Annotated in this window: 5 protein-coding genes and 1 pseudogene (1 of these 6 only partly in view); 4 read left to right on the top strand and 2 right to left on the bottom strand. The window is 76.4% G+C overall.

Features of this window, described 5'->3' with window-relative positions:
- Positions 1-159 (top strand): annotated as a pseudogene (locus tag ACZ7OH_RS39610) (class II fructose-bisphosphate aldolase); the annotation flags it as partial.
- A gap of 8 nt (positions 160-167) precedes the next feature.
- On the opposite strand, the gene ACZ7OH_RS39605 reads toward ACZ7OH_RS39610, so the two are convergent.
- Positions 168-428: a hypothetical protein gene (locus tag ACZ7OH_RS39605; RefSeq protein ID WP_470285597.1), complete on the bottom strand. Its 261-nt coding sequence runs from the start codon at positions 426-428 to the stop codon at positions 168-170.
- 266 nt (positions 429-694) lie between these two features.
- Here ACZ7OH_RS39605 and ACZ7OH_RS39600 point away from each other — a divergent pair, with 266 nt between their 5' ends.
- From ACZ7OH_RS39600 to ACZ7OH_RS39590, 3 genes are all read left to right on the top strand, one after another.
- A complete protein-coding gene (locus ACZ7OH_RS39600; protein WP_470285596.1) occupies positions 695-3,517 on the top strand; it encodes an ATP-binding protein in 2,823 nt (940 codons plus the stop codon).
- A 161-nt stretch (positions 3,518-3,678) separates the two neighbouring features.
- A complete protein-coding gene (locus tag ACZ7OH_RS39595; protein WP_470285595.1) occupies positions 3,679-6,132 on the top strand; it encodes a helix-turn-helix transcriptional regulator in 2,454 nt (817 codons plus the stop codon).
- Between the two features lie 4 nt (positions 6,133-6,136).
- Entirely contained in the window at positions 6,137-8,839 is a 2,703-nt protein-coding gene (locus tag ACZ7OH_RS39590; protein ID WP_470285594.1) for an AAA family ATPase, read from the top strand.
- Between the two features lie 19 nt (positions 8,840-8,858).
- Here the strand turns inward: ACZ7OH_RS39590 and ACZ7OH_RS39585 are convergent, their stop codons facing one another.
- On the bottom strand, positions 8,859-11,892 hold the end of the coding sequence (locus ACZ7OH_RS39585; protein WP_470285593.1) for an SDR family NAD(P)-dependent oxidoreductase. 24,011 nt of this gene lie beyond the right edge of the window; the window shows 3,034 of its 27,045 coding nt (coding positions 24,012-27,045); its start codon lies beyond the right edge, outside the window; it ends in the stop codon at positions 8,859-8,861.

Below are 11,892 nucleotides of genomic sequence, written 5' to 3'. Positions count from 1 at the left end.
TTCAAGAACTACGACGGCGTCCTGAAGATCGACGGCGAGGTCGGCAACAAGAAGGTCTACGACCCGCGCTCGTACCTGAAGGCCGCTGAGGCCGGAATGGCCCAGCGCGTGGTCGAGGCCTGCCAGGCGCTCGGCTCGGTCGGGACGAAGCTCAAGTAAAGGGATCTTCACGCTTCCTGGAGGATCCGGGTGACCGCACCCGGATCCTCCGTCGTCCGCAGGACGTCGAGGTGCGTGGGGTGGACGAGCACGGCGGAGATCCGGCACAGGATTTCGACGTGCTCCGCGGCCGACGCGGCGATCGCGACGCACAGCGAAACCAGCGAGTCACGGTATCCCGCGTGGACGGCGCCGTGTTCCTCGAGTGAATTTCCGATGCGGATCGACGCATCCCAGCGCGTGGACACCGGGGCGGCGAAGTCGGTCACGCGCACGGAAAGGGAACGCGGCGGCAAACTGTTCACAGAATCGATTCCTACGCGGGAACGGCGGAAAGGCCGCGAATTCCGCCGCGGGGGCGCGTTGTCAAGCAATCGGCGGGAAGTCTGCGGAAAACCGGGTCCGGAACGCCGCGGCCAGGCACGAACCGCGCACGCCGCCGAGCCCGGTGCCGGTCCCGCCGGGCCGATGGGCCAGGCTGGGGGCGCCGGCCCGGGTTCCCCGTTCCGGCGATCGCGCGCGAGACGGGAGAAACGTGGCTCTTCGGAGTGGGTTGCGGGAATCGCCCCGGTCGGGGCTGGCCGGCCGCGACTGGGAGCTTCGGGTGCTCACCGAACGCGCCGCCGCCGCCGCACTCGGCCGAGGACAGGCGGTGCTCCTGCGCGGGCCCGCCGGGATCGGCAAGACCCGCCTGCTCTCGGTCGCGCTCGACGAGCTCGACCGGACGGCGGCCACGGTGCTCACCGTCACCTGCGCCGACAGCGGCGGCACGGCCTACGAGGCGGTCCGCGCCCTGTTCGGCCCGCTGTGGCCGGACGGGGACGCCGCGGGAGCCGACCTGCTCACCGGCAGCGCCCGGCTCGCCCTGCCCGCGCTCGCCCCCGGCAGCGGGGACGGTCCGACCGACACGTACTCCGTCATGCACGGCCTCTCCTGGCTGGTCGCCGGGCTCGCCGCGCGCGGCCCGGTCGTGCTCGCGGTCGACGACGTCCAGTGGTGCGACGAAACCTCACTGCGGTGGCTGGGTTTCCTGCTGCGCCGCGCCGAAGACCTGCCGGTACTGGTGCTGCTGACCCAGCGCACCGGACCGGACGAACCCGGCCCCGAGGTACTCGCCGAGATCGGCGCCGAGGCGACCTGCCTGACCGTCGATCTCGCGCCGCTGACGGCCGACGCGGTCGCCGAGGTGCTGGCGGCCGGGTTCGGCGCGGACCCGGCCCCGGAGTTCGTCCGCCACGCCGTCGAGGTCACCGGTGGCAACCCGTTCCTGCTCGATCGGGTGGTCGGCGTGCTGCGCGACCACGTCACCCCGGATGCCGAGCACGTCGGCGCGCTCGACGAGCTCGGCCGCGAGGCCGTGGTGCGCCCGCTGCTGGACCGGCTCTCCCCCGAGGCGCTGGCGGTCGCCCGCGCGGTCGCCGTGCTGGGCGGTGAGCCGTTGGAGACGATCGCAGCGCTCGCCGGCACCCGGCCCGGGCCCGCGGGCAACGCCGTGCGGGCGCTGCGAGAGGGCGAACTGCTGGAACCGGAGCGTTTGGACTACACCCACGACCTGATCCGCGCCGCCGCGCTGGCCACCGCCGACGCGGCGGAGCTGGCCCGGCTGCGGGAACGCGCGGCCACGCTGCTCAACGACAGCGGCCGCGCCAGCGAGGAGGTCGCCGTCCACCTGCTGGTGCTCGACGGGCCGCCTCAGCCGTGGATGGTCACCGTGCTGCGAGAAGCCGCCGCGGCCGCCGAGAGCCGCGGCGCCCCGGCGGCGGCCGCGCGGTACCTCACCCAGGTGCTGCGCGCCCACGAGGACGACGTGCCGGTGCTCGTGCACCTGGCCCGGGTGCTCGGGCAGATCGACCCGGCGGCCTCGCTGCGCCACCTCGAACACGCGCTCGAGCTGGTGAGCGACCCGCGGCGCCGGGTGCCGATCGCGATGCAGTACGCGATGGTTTCCCTGAGCGCGCAGAACGCCCGGCGCGCCTACCCGCTGGCCACCGGGGTGGCCGACGCGCTGGCGGCCGCGATCGGGCCTGCCCCCGACGCGGGCGACCGGGCGCTGCGGATGGTCAGCCAGTCCGCCGTGCTGCTGGCCGGGCTGGACGAGAAGGCGACCGTCGCGGCCGCGGCGGCGCGCTTCCGCGACGTCGTCCCGCCGCCGGGCGACACCGCCGAAGAGCGCGAGCTGCTCGGCATGCTCTCGTCGCTGGGCACGCTGCAGGGCCGGCCCGCCGACGAGGTCGTCGCCCAGGCCGGGCAGGTGCTGCGGATCGGGGACGTGGCCCCGGGCGGCTGGGCCGTGCTGAGCGCCGTGCTCACTCTGCTGCTCGCCGACCGGCCCGAACCCGCGCTCGCGGCGATCACCGGGGTGCTCGACCACGCGCAACGCCGCGGCGAAGCTTGGACCTACGTCCTCGGCGCCACCATCCGCGCGCTGATCCACCAGTTCTCCGGCAACCTCGCCGACGCGCTGGCCGACGCGCAGTACTCCTTCGACGTCATCACGCAGGAACGCTGGGCGCCCGGCATCGCGATGCCGCAGACCGCGCTCGGCACGCTGCTGGTGCGCCAAGGCGACGTGGACGGCGCGGAGGCGGCGCTCGCCGCGATCGTCCGGCCCCGGCTCGAAGAGTTCACGCTCGAGTACCACTGGTACCTGGTGGCCAAGGCGCGGGCCCGGGCTGCTCGCGGCGACGCCGAAGGCGCGCTCGCGCTGCTGCGCACCTGCGGGGAAAGCCTGGCCTCGGCCGGGATCGGCAACCCGGTGCTGGCGCCGTGGTGGTTCGAGGCGGCCGAACTGCTGGCCGGGCTCGGCCGCACCGCCGAGGGCGAGGCCGTGCTCGACTCCGTCGAACCGGCGGTCCGCCGCTGGGGGACGAACCGGGCGCTCGGCATGCTCGAGGCATCGCGCGGCGCGCTGGCCGGCGGCGACGCGGCGATCGAACGGCTGCGGAACGCGGCCGCGCTGCTGGCGGATTCACCGGCCAAAGTGGAGCAGGCGAAGGCCGAGTACCTGCTGGGGCGCCGCTTGCTGGCCCGCGGCGACGCCGAGGGCGCGCGGGAGCGGCTGCGCCGGTCGATCGACCTCTCCGTGCTCAGCCGGGACAAGCAACAGCTCGCGCTGTCCCTGCCGGCACTGGCCGAAGCGGGCGGCCGGATGCGCCACGGCACCGGCTCGCCGTCGGACGCGCTCAGTGGCAGTGAACGGCGGGTCGCCCAGCGGGCCGCGGAGGGCGCGACCAACCGTGAGATCGCGGAGTCGCTGTTCATCACCCAGCGCACCGTCGAGGTGCACTTGACGAGCGTCTACCGCAAGCTCGGCATCGGCGGCCGGGCCGAACTGGCGGAAGCGCTGCGCGACGTCTGAGTCACCGTTGGTCGCGGGGTTGCCCGCATGCGCCCGGGTTTCCTGGCCGGGCGGGCAGAAGTCCCGGTTTCGGTGAACGGTGCGGCGTCTGGTGCCCGACACCCCTTTAGGCTGCCCTGGCCATCGGTCGACGTCGACCGGTCGGCGGAGGAGGTCGTCCTGTGCGCGATGAGCGTCTCGTCGGCCGGAACCGTGCGACGCGCGCGCTCGGCGAGATGGTCACGGCTCTCGCGCAGGGCCGCGGCGCGACCGCGGGGATCTTCGGCGCCGCGGGCAGCGGCCGGACGGTGCTGCTCGACCGCGTGCTCGCCGAGGCGCCGGGCGCGCTCGCTTCCTGCGTGCCGGACGGGATCCCGTTCGGCGCGGTCACCCAGCTGGCCGCCGCGTTGCTGCCGGCGGCCGAGTTCGCCGACGTCGTCACCGCCTGCCTGGCCGACCCCGAAGGCGCGCCGCGGCTGCTCTGCGACACGTTCACCGCGCTGGCCGCCGAGCGGCCGCTGGTCCTCGCGGTCGACGACTTCCCCTGGGCGGACGAGGGCTCGCGGCGGTGGTTCGAGCTGATGGCCGACCGCACGGCCACCCACCCGGTGCTGCTCGTCGCGACGACCTACGAGCCGCTGTCCCTCGGCCTCCCGATCCCGTTGCCGCCGTTGACGGTCGTGGAGCTGACGACGCTGGCCCAGCGCGTGCTCGGCGTCCTGCCGCCTTCGGACCTGGCCGCGGTCGACGAGATCACCCGCGGCCGACCGGCGGTCCTGCACGAACTGGCCGCGCGGTGGGTGCCGGGCAGCACGGTGGCCGAGACCGGCCGGGAGGTGAACTCGGCGCGGGCGGCCCGGGTCCGCCGCGGGCTGTCCCCGGACGCGCTGGCCCTACTGCGCGCGTTGTCGATCTCGCCGCGGCTGGGCGTCGCGGCGACGGCCGAGCTGGCGCGCCTTCCGGTGACGGCCGTCCCCGCGGCGCTCAGCGCGCTGAGCGCGAGCGGCCTGGTGACCGCCGGCCGGCCGGCCGAGCCCGCGGACGTCCTGGCGGAGCTGGCCGAAGCCGAGCGCGACGATCTCCACCGGCGCGGCGCGGCGCTGGCCCACCGGACCGGCGCGGGTGTGCTGCTCGCGGCGGAGCTGCTGCGCAGCGCGCCCCCGGTCGGCGAGCCGTGGGCGCGGGAGGTGCTCGTCTCGGCGGCGGAGCGGTGGGCGGCCGAGGGCGACCCCCAAGCGGCCGGCACCCTACGGCGAGCACTGGCCGAGCCGTCCCGCCCGGCGGACCGCGCTGCCCTGCTGATCCGGCTGGCCTCGGTCTTGATCCGGCACGAACCCGACCACGCGGACCGGCGGCTGGCGCAGGTGCTGGCGGAACCGGAGCTCTCGGCCCTTCCGGCGGCGACGACGGCGGCCGATCTGCTGCTGGCCCGCGGCGACGCGGAGACGGTGCACCGGCTGGTGGCCGAGCGGGTCGCCGCGGACCCGTCCACTGTGGAGCCGGCGGGGGTGGCGCTGGGTCTGCTCGCGCGGGAGGACGCGGCGGTCGAGCCCGAGATGCCGATCCCGCCCCTGCCCGACTTCGGGAGCCCGGTAACCCGCCGAAGCGGCACCGTGTCCGGATGGGATGATCCCGCCGCGGCCGGGGTCGCCGCCTTTCGGCTGGCCGTGCGCGGGCAAAACCGGCTCCGGGCCCTCGAACTCGCCGAACGGGCCCTCATCGTGCGGGAAGACGCGCCCCTGATGCCGCGGATCGCCGCCTGCCGGGCCTTGCTCTGCGCCGGTGATCCCGATGCCGCCTTCGAAGGGCTGACGGTCGTCGTCGCGGCCGCGCGGCGGCAGGATGCCCGGGCCGCCACCGCTCGGGCGCTCGTGCACCGCGCCGCAGCCTCGCTGCGCGGCGATCGGCCCGAAGACGCCCTCCTCGATCTCGCCGCCGCCGAGCGTGAGCTGCCCGCGCGGTGCTGGCACCCCATCGTCGTCCCGATCTGGCCCGCCGTCGAGATCGCCGCCCAGCTGCGCCTCGGCCGGGTCGAGCACGCCCGCGCCGTCGCCGCGGAGCCGCTGCCGCGCGGCAGCGGCCACGGTGTCCTCACCGCTTTCCTGCTGCACGCCGAAGCCGAACTGGCCTTGGCCGAGGACGAGCCGGAGACCGCGCTCGCCGCGGTTCTCGAGTGCGGCCGCGTCCTGAAGGCCCGCGGCTGGGTCAACCCGATGCTCGGCGCGTGGCGCACGACGGCGGCGCTGGCGCTGCGCCGGCTCGGCGACACCGCCGGGGCGGTCGCCCTCGTCACCGAAGAACGCGAGCTCGCCGAGCGCTGGGGCACCACCGCCGCGCTCGACGCGCTGCGGGCCCGGGCGCTCGCCGGGCCGCGCCGCTCCGTCCCCGCGCCGCGCGAATCCACCGACACACTGCCCGAGCCGCGGTTCCCGTCGCGGCCGGACGCCCTCTCCCCCGCCGAACGCGACGTCGCCGAGCTCGCCGCGCGCGGCCTCGCCAACCGCGAGATCGCCGGGGAGCTGTCGATCGCGCTGCGGACCGTCGAGCTGCGGCTCACCAAGGTCTACCGCAAGCTCGGGCTGAAGGGCCGCACCGCGCTCGCGGACCGCTGGACGACCAGGGCGCCTGGGGGCTGATCCGGTGCTGCTCGAACGCGAAATCCCCGACGCCGTCTTCGACGAAGCCCTGCACGAAAGCCGCGGCGTCCTGGTCATCCGGGGCGAACCCGGCACCGGACGGTCCGCGCTGCTGCGCCGGCTCGGGCAGGCCGCGGCGGAGCGCGGTGCCCGCGTCGTGCGCGCGAACCCGGCGCCCGGTGAGCGTGACTTCGCGTTCGGCGTCGTGCGCCAGCTCGTCCTGCCGCTGCTCGACGACCCGTGTGAGGCCGCGCTGCCGCCGATCGCCGGCAAGATGCTGCGCGCGCTGGCCGGGCCCGTCCCGGAGGGCACCGACGAAGTTCCCCTGCTCTACGGCCTGCACGTCCTGCTCACTTCGCTCGCCGCGACCGGACCGGTCGTCGCGCTCGTCGACGACCTGCACTGGGCCGACGAGCCGTCGTTGCGGGCGCTGGCCTTTCTGGCCGGGCGACTGCACGGGACGCGGGTGCTGCTCGGCGTCGTCCCGCCGGACGCGCAGCGAGTGCCGCTGCTGCGCGAGCTCACCCGCGCCGCGCGGCACGAGGTGCGGGCGCTGCCGCTGTCGCCGGCCGGCACGCGCGCGATCGTCGCCGGGCGGATCGGCGCCGGTGACGACCCGGCGTTCGCCGCCGCCTGCCACGAGCTGACCGGCGGCCGGCCGAAGGAGCTCGAAGAGCTGCTGGACCGCGCGTTCACCCACCGCCTCACCGGCGTGGCCGCCGACTGCGCACGGCTGCGCGAGCTCGGCGCGACCGTCCAGCGGGAACGGCTTCGGCTGCTGGTCCAGCGCGAACCGGAGGTCGAGGCGTTCGCACGGGCGGTCATCGTACTCGGCCGGCACGCGGAACCCGGGCTCGTCGCGCAGCTCGCCGGCCTGGACGCGGCCGCGTGCGCCGAGGCCGCCGCCCTGCTGGGCGATGCCTGGCTCGACACGGCCGCGGACGGGCGGCTCGTTCCCGAACCCGCCCTGGTGCGGGTCGTCGAGGAAACGCGGAGCGCGGCCGACACGGCCGCCGCGCACCGGGCCGCGGCGGCTTTGCTGACTGCGCAGGGGTTTCCGTCCGAGCACGTCGCCGCGCAGCTGATCGGCGTCGACACCCTCCGCGGCCCCGCCGAGGTCGCGACGCTGCGGGCGGCGGCCGTCGCGGCCCGGCGCGGCGGCGCGCCCGAGATCGCCGCCCGCTACCTGCGGCGCGCGCTGCTCGACGTGCCGCCCGGGCAGCCGGGCCGGGCGCGGCTGCTGACCGAGCTCGCCGCCGCGGAGCCCGATACCCGTGCGGCCGTGCGCTACCTCGTCCAGGCCGCGCCGTTGCTGCCCGCCGGCCGCGACCGGGCCGAGGCGGTCGCGCGGATCCCGCTCACCGCCACCGCCCGCGGGCCGCTGGTGACCGAGCTGGTCCGGACGGTCAGCAGCCCGGACGATCCCGACCTCGCGTGGCGGCTGGAAGCCCGCGGCTGGTTCGCGACGCTCGAGGACCCGGCCCGGCTGGCCGCCGCCGCGACCCGGCTGCGGGACCTGCCGGACCCCCCGCAGAGCCCCGGCGAACGGGAGCTGCGAGCCGTCCTGCTGCTGGCCGCCACGCTCGGCGGGCGGATCACCGCCGCCGAAGCCGCCCGCCACGCCACCGTCCTGCTCGACCACGAGCCGGCCCGGACCGCCCGCGCCGGGACCGCGTTGCGCACCGTGCCGCTCGTGCTGACCGCCGCCGGCCGGCCGGACGTAGTCATCCCGTGGCTCGCGTCCGCGGGCGGACCGCGCGCGACGACCGCGACGCGCGTGCTCGTCGACGTCCACCAAGCGCTGGCGTTGCTCTCGCACGGCCGGTTCACCGAAGCCGCGGCGCCGGCGGAGCGTGCGTTCCGCGCGGCCGAGCCCGGTAGCTACGACGCCCTGGCCTTGCCGGCGACGACCCTCGCGCTGGTCGCGGACTCGGCGCGGAGCCGCGAGCTGGCCCGGCAGGTGCTCGACGGGCTGCCCGACGTCGACGACCTCGCCGTGTTCGCGGTCCGTCGCGGCCTGCGCGGGATGCTGGCCGCCCGGGAGGACCCGGACGCGGCGCTCGCGCAGTTCCTCGACCGCGGCCGGCTGCTGGACCGGGCGGGCTGGCGCAACCCGGCGATCTACGCGTGGCGGGGCTCGGCGGCGCTGCTGTCGCGCCGGCTCGGCCGTGCGGACCAGGCCCGGCAGCTCGCCGAGGAGCACTACCGTCACTCCGTCGCGTGGGGCGCGCCGGCGATCGTCGGCCGGTCGCTGCGCGTCCTCGCCACCCTGGCCGACCCCCGGCGCGCGGTCGAACTGCTGCGCGAGGCGGTCGAGGTCCTCGACGGCGCCCCGGACGAGCTCGAGGCGGCCAAGGCCTGCGCCGGCCTGGGCACGCGTCTGCGCACGACGGAACCGGGCGCGGCCCGCCGGCTGCTGGCCCGCGCGCAGCAGCTGGCGGAAAGCTGCGGCGCCGGCCGGCTCGAAGTCCGCGAGGACGGCACGGTCGGCCACACGGACCGCCCCCGCCCGGCGCCCGAGCTCACGGCGAGCGAGGGCACGGTCGCCCGGCTGGCCGCCGCGGGCCACACGAACTCGGCGATCGCCGAGGAGCTGGGCATCAGCCGGCGCGCGGTGGAGAAGCACTTGACGAGCCTCTACCGCAAATTGGAGATCGACGGCCGCGCCCAGCTGAGCACGGTCCTGAGCACCCGGGCGGCGGACTGACCGGAGCCCCGCCGCGGGTTCAGTCGTCGGCGCCCAGCTTTTCGTCCAGCAGGGCGAACATCTCGTCGTCGCTGGCCGACTCGAAGTCGAAGTCGTCGCCGTCCACGTCCTCGCGGGCCGTCCACGTGCCGCGGACCCGCTCCAGGCGGGCCGAGATCTCTTCGCGCGCGTCCGCGTCGATCACCGTGTCCCGCAACGCCGTCTCCAGCCGGGCCAGGTCGGCGAGGATCGCCTGCTCCGGTTTCTCGTCCGGGACCAGCAGCTCCGCGAGGTGACCTGCCAGGTCGCGCGGGGTCGGCTGGTCGAAGGCCAGCGTCGCCGGCAGCTGCAGGCCCGTCACGGCGGTCAGGCGCCGCCGGAGCTCGACCGCCGTCAGCGAGTCGAAGCCCAGCTCCGTGAACGCCTGGTCCGGGCCGACGCTGTCCTGCTCGCCGTGCTCCAGCACCACCGCCACCGCGTCGGCGACGACCTCCAGCAGCAGCTCGATCCGTTCCGTCCCGCCGAGCCCGGCCAGCCGTGGCGCGAGGTCCGGGACCGCGGCCGCCGCACGGGTCGCGGCCCGCCGGGGCGGGACGAGCGTCCGCAGCACCGGGGGCACCTCGTCGAGCGCGCGCACGGCGCGCAGGTCGAGGTGCGCCGGCACCACCAGCGGGTCACGGCCCGCGCGGACCGCGTCGAACGCCGCGAGCCCGTCCGCCGGCGCCAGCAGCCCGACGCCCGCGCGGGCCAGCCGCCGGATCTCCGCCTCGGGCAGCGACGCCGTCATGCCGGTCTCGGCCGTCCACGGCCCCCACGCCAGGGACACCGCGGGCAGCCCGCGGCGCTGCCGGTGCACCGCGAGCGCGTCGAGGACCGCGTTCGCGGCCGCGTAGTTCGCCTGCCCCGCGCCGCCGAACGTGCCGGCCAGCGACGAGAACAGCACGAACCCGGCGAGGTCGTGTCCGGCCGTCAGCTCGTGCAGGTGCCACGCGCCGTCGGCCTTGGGCCGCAGCACGGTGTCGAACCGCTCCGGCGAGAGCGCCTCGACGACGCCGTCGTCCAGCACCCCCGCCGCGTGCACGACGGCGGTCAGGTCGAGACCGTCCAGCAGCGCGGCCAGGGCCGCGCGGTCGCCGACGTCGCAGGCCTTCACCTCCGCGCGGGCGCCGAGACCCGCCAGGTCGTCGAGGAGCCCGGGCTCCGCGGCGCCGGAGCGGCTGACCAGCACCAGGTGCCGCTGCCCGCCGGCGGCGAGGTGCCGGGCGACCAGTGCGCCGAGCCCGCTGGTGCCGCCGGTGACGAGCACCGCGCGCTCCGGGTGCCACTCGGTGACGGCGTCCCCGGGCACGGCTCGTTCGACGCGTGCGGCCCGGACGACACCGTCCTCGATGGACAGCTCTGGTTCCCCGTTGCCCAGGACATCGTGCAAGGCAACGGATCCGTCGGAATCGACGAGGACGAAGCGGCCGGGGCTCTCCTGCGCGGCCGACCGCACCAGGCCCCAGACGGCGGCCGCTCCGGGATCGTCACCGTCGAGCGCGCCCCTCGTGCGCACGACGAGTTTCGCGCCCCGCGACTCCGCGAGCCACGCCCGCACGAGCCCGAGAACACCGGCGGTCGACTCCCGGACCGTTCCGGCCGGAACGGCCACTTCGACGAATTCGGGCACGGCGACCAGTTCGGCCAGCGCCCGCGCCGGATCGGCGAGCGCGCCCGCCGGGGCCGTGACGACGTCGGCGGACGCGGCGGCGACCGGCACCCAGCCGAGCCGGTAGAGGTGCGAGACGCCCGGCTGCGCCGCTTCGCGCACGGTCAGCCCCTCGACCGACGCGGCCGGCGCGCCGGCCGCGTCGAAGATCGTCAGCGCGATCGTGTCCGGCCCGGCCGGAGCCAGCCGGACGCGCACGTCCGCGGTCCCGGGCCGGCGTACCGACACCCCGCGCCAGGTGAACGGCACCACGGGCGGGCCGTCGGGCGCGGCGACCAGCTGGGCGTGCAGGGCGGCGTCGAGCAGCGCCGGGTGCAGGCCGAAGCCGGCGGCGTCGTCGACGCGGACCTCGGCGAACAGCTCGTCGCCGCGGCGCCACAACGTCTTCAGGCCCTGGAACGCCGGGCCGTAGGCGAAGCCGCGCTCGGCCAAGTCGTCGTAGGCGCCGTCCAGTCCGACCGGGACGGCGTCCGTGGGAGGCCATTCCAGCGCTTCGAAGGCCGCCGGTGCATCCGGCGCGACGACGCCGGTGGCGTGCCGGGTCCACGAGCCGTCATCCGCGGCGGAGTGGATGTCCACCGAACGGTTTCCGGCCGCGTCGGGCGCGCCTGCGGACACCTGGACGGTCACGTCCCCGGTGAGCTCCAGCGGCGCCAGCAGGGTCAGGTCGTCGACGCGGGGGCACCCCGCCTCGGCGCCGGCGTGCCGCGCCAGCTCCAGGAAAGCCGTACCGGGCACGAGCGTCTTGCCCAGGACGACGTGGTCGGCGAGCCAGGGCTGCGCGGCCGCCGACAGCCGGCCGGTCGCGACGAACGTGCCGGTGCCGGCCACCTCGACGGCGGTCCCGAGCACCGGGTGCCCGCCGCGCGGCAGACCGGCCGGGCGCACCGGCGGCCAGAACCGCCGGTGCTCGAACGGGTACGCCGGAAGGTCGGCGCGCGGACCCGAGGAGTTCCAGGCGACATCGAGTCCGGAAACGTGCAGCCGGGCCAGCGCCGTGAGGAACGTCCGTTCCTCGGGACGGTCGCGGCGGGCGACCGGCACGACAACCGCGTCCGGAACGTCGACCAGGCCGGACAGCACCGCGTCCGGACCGGCTTCGACGAACCGCTTGACACCGGAGCCGGCGAGCCGCTCGAGGGCGTCGGCGAACCGGACGGGCTCGCGGACCTGCCGCACCCAGTACGCCGGGTCGGTCACGTCGCCGGCGGCGATCAGCGGGATCCACGGCTCGGCGAAGGTCAGCCCGGCGACGACGTCGCCGAACTCGGCCAGCATCGGGTCCATCAGCAGCGAGTGGAACGCGTGCGAGACGCGCAGCCGCCACTGCCTGCCGAACTCGGCCGCGACGGCCGTGACCGCGTCG

The sequence above is a fragment of the Amycolatopsis sp. NPDC114478 genome, assembly GCF_055633805.1.
Note: the sequence above shows the minus strand (reverse complement) of the source record. Positions and strands in the feature narration are given on the sequence as shown.